Here is a 22,742-nt window from a genome sequence, read left to right as displayed (position 1 = left end):
AGACCTCTAACCCAAGTAAATCTCTATAAGCCATGTTCTGTTCCAGAAAAGTTGGGAGCTTTTCCTTCAGTGATCATCTATCTGCTAATATAGCTCCTACAAGTCGTTCATTTCCTTTTGTAAGACGCCCCTACCAAAAGTTTGGGTTACTCGCTCGCGGGGTTTACCTCGTTCCACCCGCTATATTTCTATAGCGGCTCCGTCACTGTGGCACTTTCAAGTATTTTAACATAGCCGAAACCTTAGCTAAAATTACTGCCGTCAGTTATAAACTGCCTTGGCTTATTGGGCCAAGCACGAACACTACAGGCATCGCAGCCTGTGCGGGCATGGACTTTCCTCAGCCTATTACAATAGGCCGCAATCACTCAAGATTTACAATAAAAATTAGTATACACTAAAACTAGTAACGATTCAAACTATTATCATCAAATTGGTTTGAATTATTATCTGGATAGCGGTTGTGATCCGGGTTTTGATTAAAAGAATTATTATTATAATTACCGAAGTCATGGCTATCATTATTGGAACGGGGATTAGGCATATTCGGGTTAGCCTGGCCATTATTGTTGGGCGACATGGCGGGATTGGTGGTATTTGGTGTGACATTTGGATTGTGGGGCATGTTATTATTAATTGGGTTGTGACCGGGTGTTGGATTCATATAATTAGCCGGCCGAGTGGTGCTCGTATTTGCTTGGTAGCGATTAGCCCGATTGCTGGCATTGCTGTTAGCTGCCGGATTAAAAGTATTTGGATTTGCTTGATTATTATCAACCGGTCTTTGTTGCCCAAATACACGGCGTTCCAAATTTGACAGCCGTTTTAAAATGTCATAATTAGAAGCTGGATTGCCACCTGATGTCGCATTAGGGGTACTACCCATGTTTTGACCAGCGGCAGCTTGTTTACTTAATTCGTCAATCCGGGAAATTAAGCGGGAATTTTCCTGAGATAATTGTTGAATTTGCGTGTTAAAAGTTTCATAGTCTTTAATCACGTCATCTAAAAATTCATCAACTTCGGCTGGGTCATATCCCCGCATCTTTTGTTTAAAGTCCTTTTCCAAAATATCTTTTGGTTGCAAATTAATCTTTGCTTGCGGACGATTGTGTTGCCCATCTCTTCTATCATCCATACTTTCACTACACCTCAGTTTTCTTGAACGTTTCATACTTATTAAGTATAACAAAATACCGTATTAAAATAAAATTTCTATTGAATTTCATTCATTTGGCGCGCGGCCTCTTCTAGCGCATACATGTCAATCAAGGTTAGACCATAATCGGTCTGTTCTTGATATTTGGTAATGGCAGCATAGTCATACTTGGTTTTACCCGGGAATTCTGGGTCGTAGACCAAAAGCGCCCCATCAGTATGTTCCAGCATAAAAGCTTGATAGGTTCGTAATTGTTGCGGATTTTCGTATGGTTGATTGCTAATGGGTTCAGAGAAGTCCGCAGTGGCAATGGCTGTTTGCAACATCAGCTGATTTTTTTCATTCCAATTACTGCCAAAATCCGAAAATGGCAACATGGCCGCACTGCGCAACTCTGGATAACCATGTTTTAAATCATCAGCTAAAGCCAAAGCCCACTGCTCGATGCCCATTTGGCCACCAGTAATGATCCAAGCTAGCCCCTCATCTAAAAAAGCTTTAAGTTGATTTTTCAAAGCATATTGAATCACCTGTACTTTCTTGTCTTGTTCGCTAAAAACATTCAACTCATAACTACGATAACCTGTTACCCATAAATTACGCATACCAATCCCCTTTTTTGCGAAAATATCAAGATTTAATGTCGATTTTGTAATATTTGAAAGTTTTGGTTTGTTTTTTGTTATAATATAGCAACGGAGCGTGATGACTTTGATTAAATATCCAAATGGTAATCGCTATATCCCCAAGCAAGCAGTTAACCGTCAACTTGCTGTTAAGAAAAAACATGATGAAGTTCTCTTTGGCCATCGGGGGATGGCGCTTGAAGACGAGTTAAATGCTAGCAATGAGTATTATCGAGCCACTGAACAGGCAGTGGTTTATAAAAAGCCGACCCCTGTTCAAATTGTGAAAGTCGATTACCCCAAACGGGCCAAAGCCGTTATTAAGGAAGCTTATTTTAGGCAGCCTTCCACCACTGATTACAATGGTGTGTACCAGGGGCGCTATTTAGATTTTGAAGCTAAGGAAACTAAAAACAAAAAATCCTTCCCACTAAAGAACTTTCATCAGCATCAAATCGATCATTTCAGCCGTTGCCTTTTGCAACAAGGCATTTGTTTTGTTATTGTTAAATTTGTTTCTTTGCAGCGGCTGTTTTTATATCCTGCAACACAGTTGATCATACACTGGAACGAACAGGAAAGTACAGGCCATAAATCTATTGCTTTAGCAGATTTTGAAAAGCACGGATTTGAGATCGACTATGCCATTCAACCCACAATACCATATTTAAAAGCTGTTGATCAGTTGATTATGCATTAAAGGAGATTAAATTGTGAGTACCAAACGTCCAGATACACCCAAGGGTAAACCTAGGCATATTTTTCGGAAATTAGTCATCATTTTCCTGGGCCTAGTGATTCTTGCGGAAGTTTTGTTTTTGCTGGTGGGCCGCAATGCCCCGAACTTAACTCAAACTAAGTTGCAAAGCGGTGGCTCCTCTTCTATTTTAGATTATAAGGGTAATGAAGTCGCCACTTTGGGTAATGAAAATCGGGACTATACCACCAGTAATAATTTCTCGACCCAAATGAAAGATGCCGTCGTATCCATTGAAGATCGGCACTTTTATCAAGAACCTCTAGGAATCAACCCAGTCCGAATTATCAAGGCCGGTTTTCATAACTTAACCAATCCGGGTTCTGTACAAGGTGGCAGTACCCTCACCCAGCAGTTAGTTAAGTTATCCGTTTTCTCTACGAAAAAGTCAGATCAGACGTTTAAACGAAAAATTCAAGAAGCTTATTTGACGATAAACGTAGAACGGAATTACTCCAAGCAACAGATTTTAGAGTTTTATATGAACAAGGTTTACTTAGCCAATGGGGTCTACGGGATGGGAACAGCCAGTGAATATTATTTCGGCAAGTCCCCTAAAGAGCTTACTTTGGCGCAAACAGCGTTGATTGCTGGCATGCCTCAGGCTCCTAACACCTATGATCCTTATCAACATCCCGAAACTGCGCAAAAGCGTCGTGATGCTGTGATTGATGCGATGCTGGCTAATAATAAGATTTCGCAAAATGATGCGATTACTGCTAAACAAACGCCACTAACAGATGGTTTGTTAGCCAAACGTGATTTGGATCAAGAAAATAACAATCGCTATGTTGCAGATAATTACATCAAAGAGGTCATTGATGAGGTTAAATCAAAAGGTTATGATCCTTATCGGGATAATCTAAAGATCAAAACTAATTTGCACTTAGACGTTCAAAAACAACTTTACAATGCGGTCAACAATAATACTGGTTTATTCCCAGATAATAAGATGCAAGTTGCCGCGACAATAGTAGAACCTAGTACCGGCAATGTGATTGCCCAAATCGGGGGGCGCAAACAAGGTAAAATATTACTTGGTTTAAACCGCGCCACTTCCACCCAACGCAGCAATGGTTCCACCATTAAGCCAATCCTTGATTATGGACCAGCGATTGAGTATCTAAATTGGTCGACTTATCACCTACTTGAAGATACACCTTATACCTATGCCGGGACTGATATCAGTCTCTATGATTGGGACCACGCCTATGATGGCACAATTACCATGCGTAAAGCCTTGGCCAATTCCCGTAATATTCCAGCAGTCAGAACGTTAGAAACAGTTGGCTTGAGTCGGGCTAAAAGCTTTGCCAATAATTTAGGTATCAGTATTCCGGCAGATGCAGGTTTAAGTACTGGGATCGGTGCGGATGTTTCTACCTTGCAAGTGGCCAGTGCTTACGGGGCCTTTGCGAATGGTGGAACCTATCAGAAGCCAATTTATGTGTCGCAGATCAAGACTGCTGATGGCATGCAACACACTTATCAAAGTGAGTCTAAACAGGCCATGAAGGCTTCAACAGCCTACATGATCACCGATATGCTTAAAGATGTGATCACCAGTGGGACCGGTACAAATGCGAAAATTTCCGGGGTCTATCAAGCCGGTAAAACCGGTACGGTGGAATACGCGGATACAGAAATCGCTAAAAATCCAGCGCTTTCTGGTACGGCTAAAGATGCGTGGTTTGCCGGGTATACGAAGAATTATAGTATGGCTGTTTGGACGGGTTATGACCAACCAGAGCAAAGTGGGTTATCAATGAGCGAGCAACAAATCCCAGTTTACCTGTATCGCAGTTTAATGGCTACGTTAGCGCAGTCAAGTGATAATTCGGATTGGACACAACCAAGCAGTGTGGTTTCAGAGCGTATTTTAGCTGGTTCTAATCCGCCGGTGATCACCAACTCAAGTGTGAATGCCACACTAGAATTATTCGTGAAGGGTCATCAGCCGACTGGGCGTGTGTCCAGTAACAGTAGCACTTCACGGACACCGACGATTCGACGCAGTCAAAGCCAAAGCCAAACACCAACGGAACCTAGTGAATCTGAATCTAGTCAAGCGTCGTCTTCTTTCAGCCGCTCGACACCAGAATCATCAACTAGCAGCAGCGTCTCCGAAAATACGCAACGACCAGATACAGATACCAGCTCAACGCCAAATGATAACACCGGTGGTAATGGGACACCGCCTATCAATAATAATGGTGGGCAAACCAACACTGGCGGTGGTAATCAAGGCAATACTAATCAAAATCAAAATCAGAATCCTTAAATAAAAAATTCTAGCTGATAATTTCGGCTAGAATTTTTTATTTAAGGTGTTAAGTGATTATTCATTTTTAGCGCCCATTCGTTTTTGTCCCTCGGCACAGATGGTCAATAAAGGACAAGTTGGGCATTTCGGATTGCGGGCCATGCATTGATACCGGCCAAAGAAAATGATAGTATGATGCGCCTTGACCCATTCGTCTTTGGGGATACGATCCATTAAAGCCTGCTCGACTTCTAAGACCGAAGCCGATTGCTTCACGATTCGCAAGCGTTTAGCTACCCGTTGGACGTGGGTATCAACGGCAATCGCGGGTTGCCCAAAAGCATCCCCCATGACCACATTGGCTGTTTTGCGGCCTACCCCAGGCAGTGTGACCAAGTCAGCTCGATTATTGGGGACTTGGCCATCAAAACGATCGATCAAAGCTTGCGCACAGGCTTTAAGATGTTTGGCTTTATTATGATATAAACCAATGGAGTGAATATAGGTTTCAATTTCAGCAATACTTGCTGCAGCAAGTGATGCCGGGTCTGGAAAACGTTCGAATAATTTTGGCGTGACTTTATTGACTGAGACATCGGTGGCCTGGGCACTTAAAATAACCGCAATTAACAACTCAAAGGGCGATCTTGAGTGCAAGGCACCCACAGCATCTGGAAATTCAGCCATCATTTGATGGATTGCCCATAAGGTTTTGGTTTTAGACAGCACATAAACAACCCCTTTAATATTGATTTCTTAAATCTTTTTCCCGTTGGACTTGTTCTTTGGTGGTAATGTTTTTCTTTTCCCAAGACAGTAAAATTCGATCAATATATTTTAAAGAATAAACTTGGTTTAATACGGCTTCACGCAGAGCTAATTGAATCAAGTCCGGATTATAATGATCTTGGTTTAACCACGCGTCAATGGTTTCAATTTCAATCGGCGACAAAGGGCGATTGAATTCCACTTCGATTTGTTTAAATAAACTATTGCGAGTGGCTTGTTTCTCACGGACTTGGTTTGAAGATGTTGCTTGTTGTAATACTAAAGCGAGTCGATCAAAGATTGGCATTAGATCATAAGTATCTTGTTGGACTTGCTGGGCATTATGGGTAGTTTTAATAGTGATAAATTTTTTTTCGGTCAAACTGTGTAGAATTTGAAAAATTATTTGTTGGTTAAACCCTAAGGCAGTCGATAATTGTTCGATACCCGGGAAGCCAATGCCTTTTTCATGATAATGCCATAGTGTGACAAATAGCAGAAATTCGTCGCTGGTCATTTTTAAGTTGCCAATATTTTGCAATAAAATATTAGGGATCGCCGTACTGCCTGAATCTAGTAAGGCTTTTGTAAAATTATCCAAAAAATCACCACCACTTCATAATGTTAAAAGGCCGGAGCAAATATTTGCCACAGCCTTTTAACGATATATTCAATAGAATCTATATATTAAGTCAAAAACAGTTGAAGTTATGGCCGCATGCGGGTCAACATTCTTGGAAATGGGATTGCCTCTCTTAGGTGATCTAAGTGACAAATCCAAGTAATTGCTCTTTCTAAGCCAAGGCCAAAGCCGGCATGGGGCACACTGCCATACTTGCGCAAATCCAGATACCAACTATATTCATCGGGGTCTAAACCAGCTTTAACAATGCTGCTTTTAAGAATTTCATAATCAGTTTCCCGCTCAGAGCCACCAATAATTTCACCATAACCTTCTGGTGCTAATAAATCAGCACATAAGTAGATGTCATCACGGGTAGGATGGGATTTCATATAAAATGGTTTAATTGTCTTGGGATAGTTCAATACAAACACCGGTTGTTCAAATTGGTCAGAGATAAATGTTTCTTCTGGGGAGCCAAAGTCATCGCCCCACTTCGTGTCAAAACCATTTTTTTGTAACATTGCGATGGCTTCGTCATAAGAAATGCGCGGATATGGTGTCTTTGTGTATTTCTCCAAAATTTTAGGATCACGATCAATTAATTTTAAGGCATATTGACAATGGTCTAAAACGGCTTGTACCAAGTAAGCAATATATTTTTCTTGAATTTCAAGACTTTGTTCTTGATGCATGAAGGCCATTTCTGGTTCGATCATCCAAAATTCAGTTAGATGTCGTCTAGTTTTGGACTTTTCAGCGCGAAATACTGGGCCAAAAGAATAAACTTTATCAAAAGCCATTGCGCCGGCTTCTTCATACAACTGCCCACTTTGGGATAAATAAGCATCCTTGTCAAAGTAGTCAATATGAAATAATTCAGTGGTCCCTTCCGGTGCACTATCGGTCAAAATGGGTGGGTCAAACTTCAAGAAACCTTCTTGATCAAAGAAGCGATAAGTCGCATGGATAAGTTCATTTCTGATTTGCATAATGCCATAGGGTCTTTTAGAGCGTAACCACAAATGACGATGATCTAATAAAAATTCGATGCCATGCTCTTTAGGGGTAATCGGATAGTCTTCACTATCACCAACTAATTCTAAGTCACTGACTTCAATTTCATAGCCAAAATGGGACCGGCTATCCTCATGAATGACACCTGTTACCCAAAAACTACTTTCTTGTTTCAAGTGTTTGGCCAATTCAAAAATTTCTTCAGGGACGTTACTCTTGACCACAACACCTTGGAAATAGGCGGTACCGTCACGCAACTGCAAGAATGAAATTTTACCACTTGAGCGTTTATCTGTTAACCAGACGCCAATACGCACAGTTTCATCAACGTGGTTTTTGGCATCAATAATATTGATTTGTGTAGCCATTAGTTTGAAAAACTCCTTATTTAAAAAATAGACTGATTAGTCGTTAGCTTTGCCAGAGACAAAACTTTGAATACGGTCAATACTTTCTTTTAAGTCTTCAAGGCTTGCGGCATAGCTGATGCGAATATAATCTGGCATGCCAAAAGATCTGCCTGGGATGACTGCAACGAACTTTTGGTCCAACAATTCTTCACAGAAATCTTCTGTCGTGGTAAAGCCCGTTGATTGGACGGCATCTTTAATATTAACAAATAAATAAAAGGCGCCTGCGGGTTTTTCTTTGATTTCAAACCCCGGAATTGCTTGAATCAAAGGATAGATTGTATTTAAGCGGGTTTCAAAGGCTTTACGCATCGTTTCAACTGATTCCTGTGGACCCGTTAAAGCTTCGATGGCCGCATATTGGCTAACTGTTGCAGGATTGCCAGTGGCATGTCCAGCTAAAATAGACATGACTTTAATAATACGTTCATCCCCTAATGCATAGCCAATACGCCAACCGGTCATGGCGTATGATTTTGATAAACCATGGATCAAAACGGTATGCTTGCGAATATCTTCAGAAATATTAATCAAGGCATCAAATTGGTGACCGTTATACATCAAGTGGCTATAAATATCATCAGAAATAATCATAATATCGTTTTTAACAGCCCAGTTACCAATTTGCGTCAAATCTTCACGGTTATAAGTTGTACCCGTGGGATTTTGCGGCGAATTGATAATAACAGCCTTCGTCTTTGGTGTTCTAGCAGCTTCTAATTCATCGACGGTCACTTTATAATCGCCATCTAAACTATCAACAGAAACTGGTACCCCACCAGAAAGACGCACTTGTTCCACGTAACTTACCCAAGCTGGTACGGGAATCAAAACTTCATCACCTTCATTGAGTAGTACTTGGAAAGTGGCATAAAGTGCAAATTTAGCACCCGTCGTAACAATGACTTCAGAGGGTTTGTATGTGACACCATAGTCAGCTTTAACCTTATCGATGATTGCTGTCTTAAGTTCTGGCAAACCTGTCGCCGCAGTATAGCCGCTGACCTTGCCATCTTCAATAGCTTTGATAGCAGCTTCTTCAATATTCTTTGGTGTTTCAAAATCCGGTTGCCCAATAGATAGATCAATAACATCCATGCCCAAGGCTTTTTTTTCTTTAGCCTTGGCACTTAAAGCTAGCGTTGCTGATGGTTGTACTTTTGCAACATTCTTTGAAAAACGCATACTAATTCCTCCTAGAAATTCTCTTACAATATTTAGACATTCGTTGTTCTTTGAACAACGCGTCCTGTTTTAAAATCAAAGGTTTCAAAACCTATGGTATCGTCTTTATTTTGGTACGTCACTTCCCAAACCGGTTTCTTTTTATAAATACCTAAAGCGACATTATGAATTTGTTTGGGATTATAGCGGTCAACAACCCGGTTAATCGCCGTCTTTTTTGAAATGCCGGCATTTTGATTTAAAACAACGATTCGATTGGTTTTAGGATTGATGATCACAAAAATTTTACGATTACTTTTATCTAGACCCCCAACAGTCCAGTTTTGTTCATTTCGATTATAGAGATAAAAGGTCTCTGGTGTTTTAAGATTTGTGTTCTTTTTAGCCAGTGCAATAGCATCGGCTTGGCTACTCTTATAAGGTGACACACCAACATGATAGATAATGTAAACCGTACTGAGTAACACCACAATAATAGCAAGGTAAATCCAACGCTTTGTTTTTTCGTTCATGGTAATCTCCTTTAAAACAACAACAATTTATTATACCAAAGAAGTACCAGATTCGCGTAAGAATTTTTCAATCGATGGAATCGCATCACGCAAATTTAAAACTTCGCTATGGACTTGTTTAGGTAGTGAACGCAAAATTTCATGGCCGTAAGAAGTATTGGTCAAGCGGTTATCTAAAACAACCATGACGCCCTTATCCGTTTCTTGTCGAATTAGACGCCCAAATCCTTGCTTGACCTTAAAAGCCGTTTTAGGTAATGAATCCTTGCTAAAGGGATCAATACCTTGTTGTTGTAACCAACTATAACGTAACTTCACTTCTGGTTGTGCGGGCGACTCAAATGGCAGTCGCGTTAAGATCAAAGCCTTGAGATGATCGCCTGGGAAATCTATCCCCGACAAAAAACTGTTAGATCCCAATAACACCGCATGTTCACTTAAAGAAAAGCGCTTGAATATTTTTTCGTTACTACCCGTTATCCCCTGGGCCAGAATCTCTTTTTCATGGCCGGTAAGGGTTTCTTTTAAAGTGTAATAGGTTTGCTTTAACATATCCAAAGAATTGAATAAAACCAGGATTTGCCCCGTACTAGCTTGCGCCATTTGATCGATAACACCTGTAATATAATCCGAAAAATAACTGGCACTGACAGATTTAATATCTGGTGCATCGGCGATGGTGATTAAACGGGCCTGATTTTCATAATCAAAGGGGCTATTTAGCTTATAGGTATTGACTTCATTTTTATTGAGGTGCATTTGGCTTAAAAAGTAATCAAATTTATGATTAAAGGTCAACGTTGCCCCAGTAAGGATAACGTGCCCAAAGCGCTGGAATAAATTTTGAGCAATTGTACCTGGATCTAAGACATGGATAGCTAAATCTAATGTTTCCACATTACCATATTGCTTCATTTGCAATAATATGCCGGTATTATCTGATTGTGCTAGCATCTGGGTCATGAATCGTTGATAGTCATCGATAGCATTTTGAAATTGAATCATCATGCTTAAAATTTGATTGAGCAGCGAAATGGTTTGATGATTAAATTGCTGTTCGAGGTTGGTGAGTTGATTTAAAGCTTGGGTCAAGTTCACACTGATACTTTGGCCTAACGCTAAAATTTGGTTTAATTCAGGCAGAACATACTTCGGCATATCTAACCCGCTTAAATCAATGATTTCATCAATAGGATGAGCCCGTTTAGATTTAGGCAAATTATCTTGGATGTAACTTTCAAAGAAAATACTTTGAACGCGTTTAATTGTAGTAAGCAGGTTGTCGATTTGCGAATACCCCTTATTTAATTGGGCATAAGCTGGATAAATAGCAGCCGCCGCATCGGCCAAGGGCTCATGATGATGGGCAAGCTGATGTAAGCAGTCTAAAAGCTCTTGAAAATGGCTCGTATGATTATGGGTCCGACTAACATTGCGACTAAACTCGTCTGCTTCATCCACGATTAAGGTTGCCTGCTTGCCAAACAAATCACTGGCTTCATGCGCTAATAAATAACTGTGATTTGTTAAAATGATGCTGGCTTGTTGGGCCTGTGTTTCGATATATGTCATAAATTCATCTGGGCCAAATAAGTGCTTGCGACCATTATGATGGGTGATCCGTTGCAAATAGTAATTGTGATAATTGGTCAATTGTAATTCGGCAATATCCCCTGTTTTCGTCATGGTTAGCCAGACTAGCAGTCGCAATTGTAACAAGCGGGTTGGCCGATTTGAAGATGGGATCAACAATGATTGATAGAAAATCTCCAGATTAAGATAGTGATTTTCGCTTTTCACCAGTGCAACTGGTACTTTTGCAGCTAGTAATTGTTCCACCAAGGGAATTGTTTGATCAATTAATTGATTTTGTAAGACGGTTGTCGCTGTTGAAATAACGATCTTATGTTCATGGGTAGCCATGAAATAACTGGGCAACATATAACCTAGGGTTTTACCACTACCGGTTTCAGCTTCAATTAATAAAGGGGTCGTTTTGGGTTGGTTAAGGTGTTCGTAAATCAAATTCATCATCTTAGCCTGCCCAGAACGATAATTTAATAAAGGTGTAAATAATTTTTTCTTAGCACTCGGCGACTTTGGAAAATTAGTCAACTGATGTAGTGGCTGTGCCTGCAAATCACGACGATTACGTAAAACTAGACCATGATTAACGTGTAGATAACTAGGTAGTGGTTTTTTAGGTTGTTTATCAGCTAGGTCCCGAATGAAATCGCCGGTTTGGCGGGTTAATAAATCACTGAGCTGGGCAATATGCGCCAAGGTCAGTTGCGGGGTGTTTTCCATTCTTTTTTTTAATGCTAAAAAAAGTTTGGCAGTCACAAAAGCATCGCTATCCGCATGATGGGGATTTTTATGCTGAATGGACAAGAGATTAGCCAAATCTTGCAATTTATAGCTAACTGCCGTGGGTAAAAAAATCTGGGCTAGTTCCACAGTATCAATTGCGGCAATATTTAGCGCTGGCAAACCAATGCTTTCAAAGGCTGCATTTAAAAATGGAAAGTCAAAATTCACATTGTGGGCTACAAAAATTGTGTCCTCTAACATGTTACGCAAAGATGGGCCAATTTCCGCAAAAGTCGGCGCATCTTTTACCTGGCTAGCATCAATGCCAGTTAGATCGGTGATTGCCCTGGGAATAGCCTGTTTGGGATTAATATTTTGAGAAATCGTATTGACGATTTTATTTTTTTGAATCATAACACAGCCGAATTGAATGATTTGATCGATCCCGCGCTTGGTACCAGTGGTCTCCAAATCAACAACAGCATAGATTTGTTTCTTAACAGACATCTAATATCGACACCATTTCTTTATGTGTCCTGAATAATTTGGCAGCGATTATTGAGGACACTTCTAAAATAATTACTTAAGTGGTATTAATTCTTGGCTATGGAGTGCATAAAGATATTTATGACTCACTTTTTGCTGACAAATATTCGCCAATGCTAAAGCATATAAATTTAATTGGCCCTGATAACGGGTCGTAATCGTTTGGTTATCAGCATGATCAGTTTTATAATCTACCAAAATTAATTCATTATCACTGCGATAATACCCATCAATCATACCATGAATCAAGACATTTCCGGGATCATTTGCGTCAATTTCATCAAATAATTGATTTGCTGGATAAACCATCGAAAAAGTCACTTCGCGATAGAAATTTTGAGGATGTTGGCAAATCTTTTCACCCAGATCAGTATTGAAAAAGCTCAGAATTCCTGGCAAGTCCAGGCGTTGGCTTAGAGGCTGGGTCAATAACCCCTGTGCTATGAGTTGTTGCACCGTGTCTTTTAGGCTGTCTAAAGTTAAGGGCTGGGTCAAATCAACTTTTTGGAAAATTAGATGGGTGGCAGTCCCCAATTGGGTTGCAGAAATATGGGACGTATCTTTTAAAAATTCTGGTTCATTGAGTTGCGCGACTGAAGATGCTTGGGGACCATTCTCCAAATTTAGGGGTGCTAAAGTATCCAGATCTGGGTCATCAAATTGACGCTTGATATCCGATACAGATTGATACGCGGTGGTCTTAGTAGCTGCTAAGTTAGGATAAGGCTGATTGAAGCGGCGCTGAATCAATTGGGTAAAACTCGGGCTCAATTCAATGACTTGGTTTGGCGGTGTTTGAATTTCTGTATCTGCTGGCGTACTTGGTGCTAGCGCTGTCGGTTTAACGAATTTGGCACTGACTTGGTGGGGCAAATCATCAAACAAGCCACCCACGTAATGATCTGCAAATACCCCTTCTTTTTGCCCCCGAATCAATGCTGGGCCAATGAAATCTAAAAAACTTTTAGCTTTTAACTTTGCAGCTAATGGCAAATGTAAGCCGGAATCACTTGCTAAGTCCGCCCAACGATCCATAACCGCTTCAGGGCTATTCTGACTGCGCGTCGCATCTCTTAAATCAGCGACTAACAGCAGTCTTTGTTGGGCCCGGGTCAAGGCAACATATAACAAGCGTAATTCTTCAGCCAAGTCCATTTGATGATTGACAGCTTGAATAAGCTTTTTTTGAACCGTTGGGATCAATACCCGCTGATCGGTCAAATAATCCAGGCCTAAGCCTAATTGTTGATTTAAAGCAAATTTTTGCCGTGAGGCATCTGTATTAAATTGGTGTTCCAAGTCAAAAACAAAAACCACCGGAAATTCTAGGCCTTTACTTTTATGAATTGTCATAACTTGAACGGCATCTAAATTTTCCTCGGTCACATTAGGCTGGCCCAAGTCTTTGTCGTTGGCTTGCATTTGCTGAATAAAGCGGACGAATTGAAAGACACCTTTAAACCCGTTAGCCTCATACTGCTTAGCACGGTCATACAAAGCTTGCAGGTTCGCACTGCGTTGGGGACCAGAGGGCATCCCACTGACATAATCTAAGAAACCAGTGGTGTTGTAAATGGACCAGATTAAATCGGCCAATTGATTGGCCCGAGCCATATCCCGATAACTTTCCAAGCTAGTTAAAAATCGGTCTATTTTCTCTAAGAAGTCTGGGGTACAAACTTCTAAGTCAATACTTTGTGCAGCGTTGACTTGTTGTAGGCATTCGTAAAACGATTGGTTTTTTTGAGAATCATTGCCGCGAATAAAGCCCAATTCATTTTCATCCAGGCCAACAATTGGCGATCTTAAAACCGCCACTAGCGGAATATCTTGATCGGGATTATCTATTAATTCCAGTAACGCCAGCATAATTCGCAGTTCGGTAGTTTGAAAATAATTCTGGGTATCATTGACGATGACTGGAATCGCGGCCTTCTTAAATGTATCAATAATATCTAAGTTGGCGTGACGGGTACTAACTAAGACCGCAATATCCCCATAAGTTATTGGCCGTTGTTCGCCGGTTTCATTGTCATAAATTTTCTCTTGATTCTTGACCATGGCAGCAATGCGTTGTGCCAAGGTTAAAATGGCTGGCGAAACGTCAAATTGCTGCCCATCATCTGTCTTTGCAAGATCTTTTGATGTATCTTCTGAAGCTGAGGTCGTTAATAAGACCTCTACCGGGCTTTGATCAGCAGGATAATAACTTGCCCCAAAACGCAGGTAAGCATTTTGGTCATAGGAAATATCCCCCAATTGTTGATCCATTAACTGAGCAAAAATATAATTGACAAAATCAGTAATGGTTTGCTGAGAGCGAAAGTTTTCTGCCAAGACAATGCGCTCATCACTGTCTTTTGCATCATCGCCATAAGTCGCATATTTATGGGCAAAAAGCGTCGGGTCTGCCATCCGGAAACCGTAAATTGACTGTTTAATATCCCCCACCATAAAGCGATTGCCCGGGGTGGTTTTTGCCACTAACCCCAGTAAGGATTCTTGCAGTGGATTGATATCTTGATATTCGTCGATCAATACTTCTGAAAATTTATGTTGGTAAAACTCCCGCGCTGGTTGTTGGCCCTGGTCGTCTTGATAATTTAAAATATCATAGGCAAAATGCTCCAAGTCACTAAAATCAATTAAATTACGCTGGCGTTTAAGCTCTTGATAGTTCTCAGAAAATGAGGTCATGACTTCAACAAACTTTGTCAATAATTGTTGACATTGGTCGTTAATGTCACGTAATTGGTCTTCAGATAAGATGAAGTAACTGCCCACTAATTCGGTTATCTCCGCGACTTGAACATCTATTTGCTGGCTTAAGTGCCGACCATCAGGTTCAACCTCAGCTTCAATTTTTTTATAACGAGGCCAGGTTATTTTTTTCCCGAAGAACTGTAAATGAGTGCGCAAATCTTGATAATTTCTGGCCGCTAAAGCGGCTTGAATCGCGGCGATATTTGTGGAGACTTGTTCGATCAGCTGAGCTTGTTTGTCTAAGCCCAGCTGGGCAAACTGGAGTTGCGCCTGTTGACAAGTAGTGGTTAGCGTATTTAGCGCTGACGTGAGTTGCGGTAGGATGGTTGTCTTAAAAGCAGCATTATCTAAAATGTTGTGTTGATTGCGGTATTGTTCCGGCAAACTGGCCAACCAGGCACTGGGATCCGCAAAAGCACGCATGTAATCGTAAACATTGAAAATCATGTCTTCCAAGCCCTGATCATCGCGATCATTGGAAAAGTTTTCCGTTAATTTAAAGAAGGTTAAATCATCCGCATTGTAGTAATCTTCCCGCAAATCCGCAAAAACATTCTGCTTGAAAAGTGTGCCCTGGGTGCTATCTTCAAGAATGCTAAACTCTGGATCCATGTTAATTAAATAATAAAAACGGTGAATGACCTGTTCACAAAAGGCATGGATGGTACTGATATTGGCTAAGTTCAAGCGATTTAACTGGCGCCGGTCATGGTGTAACTGGGCTTTATCAGTCGCAGACAGCTTCGGTTTCACCTGCAAAGCACTAATTCTGTTTTGAATGGCTCGCTGAATCCGTTCTTTCATTTCCTGAGCGGCCGCGCGGGTGAAGGTTACAATCAATAATTGATCCACATCAATGGTCTGGATTTCTTCAATGACCCGTTGAACCAAGACGGCTGTTTTCCCAGAGCCAGCTGAAGCTGATACGAGGATATTATGGCCATTATGAGCAATAGCTTTTTGTTGATTATCTGTAAATTTTACCATGAGACTCCTCTCTAGTCGCTTTGATTCAGGACATGTAGCATTTTATCTAACCAATAATCAATTACGGCACTTCGTTTGCTGGGGTCTTTGCCTAAGTCACGGTAGTTATTTTCTGGTAACATGGCATCGAATTGGAAAATTGGCAAGTAAGGACTGAAGTTTAAGGCCGTGTTGTTATTGCTAAAGCGTACCGGTTCAAGGGGTAACTGACCGGCAAAAATAGCTTGAGCTGCCGCTTGAATTTTATGGGCGTTGAAGGCTAGCAAAGTTTGTAGCTGGGCTGGCGTCACTAGACTATTGCTGCGGGAAGAAAAAGTATCTTTATTTTTACTGTAGTAAAGTGGGACAACTTGTGAATCTTTATCAATTTTCTCATCGGCAATTTGTAATACGGCCTCATCATTTAAGATTAAGCCTTTATAACGAAAGTCGGTTAATACCTTGCCATCAATGGCCGCAGTATCAATGCCGGATTTTAAGTCTTTTAGCTTGATTACCGGGTTGTGGAGGTGGAAATAATAGGCACCGGCAAATTGAGCCTTGGGTAAGTCTAGGGCTTGTAAGTTGTCTAATACACTTTGAACATAGGTTAACATTTGTAAGGATAAGCCATAAAAGACCTGTTGGTATTTCAAATCATGATCGCTAGATTTATAGTCAATGATGTTGAAAAACTGGTTATTAGAAACGGCGGCTGTGTCAATACGATCAATTTTGCCTCTAATCCGCACCTTATGTTGTGGATCTAATTTATAATCTAAACTCCGCAAACTATTTTGCCCGCTACCAAAAGGAATTTCAGTTCTAAAGGGTTTAAAGCGCATATGCTGACTCTGTAAAATATTATTGCGGATTGAGATTTTTAGAATTTCCTTTAACTTATAGCGAATATAGTGCATACGCCCAGTGCTGGATAAAATATCATACTGGGGCATTTGATAAACACGATCCAAAATTTCGTTTAAGATCATATCTATCTGCCCTTCTTTTAAATCGGCGATATTTAAATGCTGATCCACTAAAAACTTCATAAATTCGTCCATGACTTCATGGTAAAAAGAACCACGACTGGCTGGGGATAAGTCGTAGATTTCCCTTTCTTGAAGCTTCAAGCCATAGGTTAAAAAGTAGGCATAAGGATTGCGATAAAAGGTTTCTAGTTGAGAAACTGAGGCATTCAATGTATCACCGAATAACAAGTCCACAATTTTAGGTTTTAAAGGCTGAGGTTTATTGAAATAATGTAAACTGCTGAATACTTGTCGCGCTAAATGTTGAATAGTTTTATCTTGCGTTAATAATTTTTCGATATAAGTCAAAGGCGTACCTAAGGCTTGGCGGTCATTTTGGACTTGGCGTAATGTGGGCACCAAGCGATGCAAGACCTGTCTTTTAGTACCAATTAGTGGTGCTAGGGTGGCGATGTGCTCGGTGGCGGGTAAATTATCAGGTAATTGGGTGGGACTCATGGCAAAATGCGTACAAAGTCGTTGCAAATATGGGGAAGGTTTTGACTCGACCCCTTCACTGTTAGTTTTGGCATAACTCAAGAATAATTGGGAATTGGGATTTAAAAATGCGGTATAAGCCAAGAAACTTTCATTTGCCATCACGTGTTCCGTCGTGGGCAACTCGTCAAACTCTGGGCTCAATGTTGCTAAACTCGTGCGGTCTTCATCATTTAGAATAGTTTCTGGTTTGGCAATCTCCGGTAAATTTTGATCATTTAGCCCAATAAAAAAAGTCATTTTGCGATTATTCATTTGCACAATACCCACTTCTGAAACACTCACGGCATCTAATGTTGATGGAATCTGCGCGTATGCGGTATTGTTAAAAGCCGCAGTGAGCAGTGCCACAAAAGTAGGCACATCAAATTCAGAATCACCTAAAATAGCTACATATTGATCTAAAAGTTGTATAAAAACATTAAACCCTTGACTATTCTTATCAGCAATTTGTTGGGTTTGATTTAATTGCGCGGCTTCATTTTCCCAGGCGATCAATTGGTCCAACACACCCACATCTTTTAAGAACTCATATAAAATTCGCGCGCCTGTTTTGGCGTCTTTAGCCCGATGCAATTTGTCAAAGAAAGGGGCCAAATTCAATCGGATCAATTGATGAATAGTCTCAATAGCTTCTGATTTGACTGGATCAGTTTGCACATCTGTTGCCATTTCAGTGTAGGTTTTAACTTGAAACGTCCAAGGTGTTGCTTCGAGCCAATCACGCTGATATAAATTGTGGGCTAGCAAATAATTGTCGGTAATATCCAGTTGGCGGCGATAGTCATTTTTAGTGACATAACCCGTAGCCGTTTTAGGCAGCAACAACTCCGTTTTTAACAATCCCATGATATCAGCATAACGAAAATGATTTGTATCAATGGCAAAGAGACTGGTCAAAAAGGCAAAGAGCGGATGATCTTGCATTGAAATTTCCAAATCATTAAAATATGGCAATTCAAATTGGGTAAATATGGGTTTGATGACTGTTTCATAGTCTGACAGATGTTTGGTCAGCACCAAAAAATCACGATAATGATACCCTTCATCAGTCACTAAAGCATGGATCTTTAAGGCGACCGCTTCAATTTCTTGATAATTATCATTAGCGGCTAAAACTGCCAAAGCAGGCTTGGTTTCATCGGTGTGGTTGGGATCTAGCCAGTAATCACCAATGGCTTTGACCCCTGGTGTGACGCGAGGTATAGAAATTAAAGTGTTATGACTGACAATTTTTTGACTGCGGGCAAAATCCACCAATTGTTGCTGTAATTTTTTGGAGCGGAAAAACAAATCATCAGCAAGTAGTTCCCCATTCATATTTGGTTGATCCAATACTAGTGCCACGGTAACTTCACTGGCGTTGGTGATCAAACTATTGACGACGTTTCGTTCGACGGGTAATAATTGGGTAAAACCAACTAAGTAAAAATGCATATGACTGAGGTCAGTTGTTGCTAGTAGCTGGCTTAATTGCGCTAATAGCTCATCATTTGTGATAAAGTCTTCAGACACAACTTTTTGATAAGCCGCATAGATCAAAATTAAATCTGAAATTTTTAAGTAGGTATCTGAGGTTTCAGGTAATTGGGTCAAGGTTGTTTGTAATTTGGCAGTATCAATTTGAGCCATTTGTAATTCTGCCAACTGTTTACCCAGTGAGCTCAAAAAACCGGGTTGATTTAGTTCACCACGAAAAATTTTGAGGTCATTTTTTAAATGCTGTAAAATTTTTGTCAGAATCATACTTTGCGCAGCTGAATCCAAACGGTTTTTCTGGTAAAATTGAGTGTCCTTTAGAAAATGCCAAGCGAGACGGCTAAAAGAAAAAACCTGGACGTTTTCGCTGGCAAAATAAGGACTAGCTTGCTTTTGTTGCAAGGTAGACATTAAATTAACTTCAGATTCAAACTTGATGTGGTTGGGAACGATTAGAAAAAACTGGTCCTCTGGATTTTGAATGAAGTCTTGATATATCTGGGTGGTGATGGCCTGGTGATGATTTTTATCCGCCGTGCCATAAAAAAAGTTTAGACTCATGTTCCCGCTCCTCTATGCTTAAATTTATAATGAGATTGATTAGGATTAACTATCTTGATGTTCTTCAAATATTATACCGAAAGGATGCTCATTTTGCGATACGGTATTGGTTCCAGTCATGCTAAAATTATACTTATCGGGGATCACTCCGTAGTTTATGGTTATCCGGCTATCGCCTTACCCTTACCAGGAGTTGCTTTGACAGTTCACATGCAAGAACGCCCGGCTGGTTTTGGGCAAATATTACACTCGCGTTATTATGATGGCCCTCTTGACCGTGCCCTGGCCGAACTTGATGGCATGAAGCAATTGATCGAAAAACTACTGCAACATTTTGAAGCTTTTCAACTTAATTTTGAAATGACGATTAAGAGTGCGTTACCAGCTGAACGAGGCATGGGTTCTTCAGCAGCCACAGGAATTGCCATTATACGAGCAATTTTTGACTTTTTCAAACGCCCCTTGGCCCACAGTGTGTTGTTGAAATGGGCTGATTTTTCCGAAGGTTTGATCCATGGCACGCCCAGTGGGTTGGACGCAGCAACGGTCAGTGCCAATACACCAATTTGGTTTATTAAGGGTCAGATACCCCAACAAGTTGCGATCAACACAACTGGGTATCTAGTGATTGCAGACAGTGGTATTAAGGGCCGTACTGGTGCTGCCGTGGCGTTGGTTCGGCAGCACGTTACTGATAACCCCAGGCATTTTAAGCCCTTGTTACAGCAATTAGGGCAACTGACCACCCAGGTCAAAAATGAATTAGCAACTGGTGATTTAAAACAGTTGGGGCAGCATTTAAATTCAGCCCAACAAAACTTAAAAGAACTTGGCGTCAGCTCTGCGTCCTTAGATCAGCTTATTGATACTGCCCGCCAACAAGGGGCATTAGGCGCTAAATTGACTGGCGGTGGCCAAGGAGGTTGCATGATTGCGCTTTGTGCTGATAAAACTTCAGCCAGCAACTTAGCAACCCGATTAAGGGCCGCTGGTGCCATTGAAACTTGGATCCAAGCACTCGCAGAAATTAGTAATTCTTAGGTGGTTATTATGCAAACTTATACAGCAATTGCTCATACGAATATTGCTTTGATTAAATATTGGGGCAAAAAAGATGACAAGTTCATTATTCCCTTTAACAATTCGTTATCCCTCACACTCGATCGTTTCTATACCAAAACTAGTGCCCAGCCAATCACAGCTGCAACCGATAGTTTTGTATTGGATGGTCAGGCTCAAAGTGGGGCTGCGTTAAGCAAAGTGACCAGCTTTTTAGACATTTTGCGGGCAGAAACTGGCAGCACCCAGAGATTGGCCATCAATTCTACCAATCATGTGCCGACAGCGGCGGGATTAGCCAGTTCAGCTTCTGGTTTTGCCGCCCTCACGCTGGCCAGTTGTGCTGCTTTTGGGCTACAATTGCCCAGACGCACATTATCCCGGTTGGCACGTCGAGGTTCTGGTTCAGCTTGTCGTTCGATTTATGGCGGCTTTGTTGAATGGAAAAAGGGTCAGGATGACTTAACATCTTTCGCCACGCCGCTGGCTGCCAATGAACAAGTGGATCTAGATATTGCCATGATTGCCTTAGTTGTTTCTGCACAAGCTAAAAAAGTCACCAGTCGCCAAGGCATGGCAACTACTGTGGCCACCTCACCTTTTTATCCGGCCTTTGTTAAGAGTTGTGAGACAGATTTATTGGCTATCAAACAGGCAATTGACGCACAAGATTTAGAAAAAGTTGGCCAGATTGCTGAAAGCAATGCTTTGAAAATGCATGCCACTAACTTAGGAGCGACACCACCCTTCTCTTATTTCTTACCAGAGACATTGGTGGCAATTGCGGCCATTCAACAGTTGCGGGCCAAAGGTTTTTTGTGTTATTTCACAATGGACGCTGGTCCGAATGTGAAAGTTATCTGTCGTGGCCAAGAGGCATTGAAAATTCAAGCTGAGCTACAAGCCTTGTTGCCAAACACTGAGATGCTATTGGCCTACCCTGGTCCTGGGGCAAAGATAGTCAATTCTGAATCATTGAAAGAGGCGCACTAATATGTCAACTGAATCCAAACATGCCCATCGTAAAGATGAGCATTTAGCCATTGCCACTCATCTTTTTGATGAAAATCAGGTGAATGCCTTTGATCAAGTTAGGTTGTTGCATCAAAGTTTACCAGAAATCGCTGTGGCGGATATCCATTTAGAAACTGAACTTTTCGGCAAGTCTATTGCTGCGCCTATTTATATCAACGCTATGACGGGGGGGTCTAAAAAAACTGGCGAAATTAATGGCCAGTTAGCACAAATTGCCGCTGAACTCCGGATTCCCATGGCGGTTGGTTCAGAAAGTATCCTTACTAAGGAACCAGCTAGTGGCAGTACTTTTGAAGTTGTCCGAAAATTTAATCCTAGTGGTGTGGTCTTTGCCAATATGAGTGCAGATAAGGATTTACAGCAAGTTCAAGCCGCCATTGACCTATTAGCTGCTGATGCCCTGCAGATCCACTTAAATGTTATCCAAGAAGCTATTATGCCTGAGGGCGAGCGGACTTTTTATTGGGCAGATAATTTAAGTCAGTATCAAAATCAGCTTGCTATACCGATCATTGTCAAAGAAGTTGGTTTTGGGATGAATAATGCAACTTTGCGCCAACTCCATCAACTGGGGATTCAATATATTGATGTTTCGGGTACTGGTGGGACTAATTTTGCTAAAATTGAAAACGTGCGTCGCACCGGGCATGATATGGCCTACTTAGCAGGGCTGGGCAATACCACAGTTGAGTCCTTACTTGAAGCCAGCCAGGTTCAAGGGCCAACTTACTTTGCGTCAGGTGGCATTCGCAATCCTTATGATATTGTTAAGGCCTGGCGTTTAGGGGCTCAAATGGTGGGCATGAGCGGAACAATTTTACATTTATTACTTGACAGTGGTTTAACACAAACCATCATTACACTGAAGGAATGGCTTAACCAGTTGAAATTACTACTAGCTATTTTTGGTGCCCGGGATCTTTTGACCTTGCGTCAGGCGCCCATGGTACTTGCCCCAGATTTGATCAGCTATTGCCAGCAACGGCAGATTCAACTTTAATATAAGCATGACAAAGGCGTTATAGGCACCGCAACGGTGGTCTATAACGCCTCTTTAACGCTTATTTTTGAATAAAGTCATTTAATGCGGTCTCAAAGGCAGCCAATTTTGCTTCAGCGGCCTTTTCAGATTCAGCTTGGGTCCCCACATAGAATTTGATCTTAGGTTCCGTCCC

The 22,742-nt window shown here is 41.1% G+C and carries 14 protein-coding genes, 1 other RNA gene and 1 pseudogene; 5 read left to right on the top strand and 11 right to left on the bottom strand.

The genetic code is table 11. From position 1 onward, the window contains the following. Positions 1-21: 21 nt before the first annotated feature. From rnpB to FC83_RS00445, 3 genes and pseudogenes are all read right to left on the bottom strand, one after another. Positions 22-376: RNase P RNA component class B (rnpB, locus tag FC83_RS16815), an RNA gene on the bottom strand. Between the two features lie 387 nt (positions 377-763). After that, positions 764-1,138, bottom strand: a pseudogene (gene gpsB, locus FC83_RS17345) (cell division regulator GpsB); the annotation flags it as partial. A gap of 77 nt (positions 1,139-1,215) precedes the next feature. Beyond that, on the bottom strand, positions 1,216-1,764 hold the full coding sequence (locus FC83_RS00445) for an SLOG family protein (RefSeq protein WP_035455205.1): 549 nt from the start codon (positions 1,762-1,764) through the stop codon (positions 1,216-1,218). A 106-nt stretch (positions 1,765-1,870) separates the two neighbouring features. On the opposite strand from FC83_RS00445, the gene recU reads away from it, so the two are divergent. Continuing rightward, positions 1,871-2,485, top strand: coding sequence for a Holliday junction resolvase RecU (gene recU / locus FC83_RS00440; protein WP_420805612.1), 615 nt, complete (start codon positions 1,871-1,873; stop codon positions 2,483-2,485). A gap of 13 nt (positions 2,486-2,498) precedes the next feature. Beyond that, positions 2,499-4,823 (top strand): PBP1A family penicillin-binding protein, encoded by a 2,325-nt coding sequence (locus tag FC83_RS00435; protein ID WP_162260632.1) that lies wholly within the window; start codon positions 2,499-2,501, stop codon positions 4,821-4,823. A 57-nt stretch (positions 4,824-4,880) separates the two neighbouring features. On the opposite strand, the gene nth is transcribed toward FC83_RS00435, so the two are convergent. The 8 genes from nth to FC83_RS00395 all read right to left on the bottom strand — a co-directional run bounded on the left by nth (position 4,881) and on the right by FC83_RS00395 (position 19,473). Next, positions 4,881-5,534 carry an endonuclease III gene (gene nth / locus FC83_RS00430; RefSeq protein WP_035455875.1) on the bottom strand — a complete coding sequence of 218 codons (654 nt, stop codon included), beginning with the start codon at positions 5,532-5,534 and terminating at the stop codon, positions 4,881-4,883. A gap of 13 nt (positions 5,535-5,547) precedes the next feature. After that, a complete protein-coding gene (locus FC83_RS00425) occupies positions 5,548-6,174 on the bottom strand; it encodes a DnaD domain-containing protein (protein ID WP_052005080.1) in 627 nt (208 codons plus the stop codon). Positions 6,175-6,281: 107 nt separating this feature from the next. Then, positions 6,282-7,580, bottom strand: coding sequence for an asparagine--tRNA ligase (gene asnS, locus FC83_RS00420; protein WP_057002247.1), 1,299 nt, complete (start codon positions 7,578-7,580; stop codon positions 6,282-6,284). A 36-nt stretch (positions 7,581-7,616) separates the two neighbouring features. After that, positions 7,617-8,807, bottom strand: coding sequence for a pyridoxal phosphate-dependent aminotransferase (locus tag FC83_RS00415; protein WP_035455878.1), 1,191 nt, complete (start codon positions 8,805-8,807; stop codon positions 7,617-7,619). 32 nt (positions 8,808-8,839) lie between these two features. Continuing rightward, entirely contained in the window at positions 8,840-9,319 is a 480-nt protein-coding gene (locus FC83_RS00410) for a cell wall elongation regulator TseB-like domain-containing protein (RefSeq protein WP_035455880.1), read from the bottom strand. Between the two features lie 30 nt (positions 9,320-9,349). Next, positions 9,350-12,136 carry a helicase C-terminal domain-containing protein gene (locus FC83_RS00405; protein ID WP_057002246.1) on the bottom strand — a complete coding sequence of 929 codons (2,787 nt, stop codon included), beginning with the start codon at positions 12,134-12,136 and terminating at the stop codon, positions 9,350-9,352. A 72-nt stretch (positions 12,137-12,208) separates the two neighbouring features. Further along, on the bottom strand, positions 12,209-15,925 hold the full coding sequence (gene addA / locus FC83_RS00400; RefSeq protein ID WP_035455888.1) for a helicase-exonuclease AddAB subunit AddA: 3,717 nt from the start codon (positions 15,923-15,925) through the stop codon (positions 12,209-12,211). 11 nt (positions 15,926-15,936) lie between these two features. Continuing rightward, complete coding sequence (locus FC83_RS00395; protein WP_057002245.1) at positions 15,937-19,473, bottom strand: PD-(D/E)XK nuclease family protein; 3,537 nt, start codon at positions 19,471-19,473, stop codon at positions 15,937-15,939. Positions 19,474-19,557: 84 nt separating this feature from the next. Here FC83_RS00395 and mvk point away from each other — a divergent pair, with 84 nt between their 5' ends. The 3 genes from mvk to fni are packed head-to-tail and all read left to right on the top strand — an operon-like array spanning position 19,558 to position 22,567. Further along, positions 19,558-20,514, top strand: coding sequence for a mevalonate kinase (mvk, locus tag FC83_RS00390; RefSeq protein WP_035455905.1), 957 nt, complete (start codon positions 19,558-19,560; stop codon positions 20,512-20,514). 9 nt (positions 20,515-20,523) lie between these two features. Continuing rightward, positions 20,524-21,525: a diphosphomevalonate decarboxylase gene (gene mvaD / locus FC83_RS00385; protein WP_035455896.1), complete on the top strand. Its 1,002-nt coding sequence runs from the start codon at positions 20,524-20,526 to the stop codon at positions 21,523-21,525. A gap of 1 nt (position 21,526) precedes the next feature. Then, complete coding sequence (fni, locus tag FC83_RS00380) at positions 21,527-22,567, top strand: type 2 isopentenyl-diphosphate Delta-isomerase (RefSeq protein WP_035455899.1); 1,041 nt, start codon at positions 21,527-21,529, stop codon at positions 22,565-22,567. The last annotated feature ends 175 nt before the right edge of the window (positions 22,568-22,742 follow it).

Origin of the sequence: Agrilactobacillus composti DSM 18527 = JCM 14202, assembly GCF_001436375.1 — a bacterium.
GTDB classification, from domain to species: Bacteria; Bacillota; Bacilli; order Lactobacillales; family Lactobacillaceae; genus Agrilactobacillus; species Agrilactobacillus composti.
This window is presented reverse-complemented; position numbering and strand designations above follow the sequence as displayed.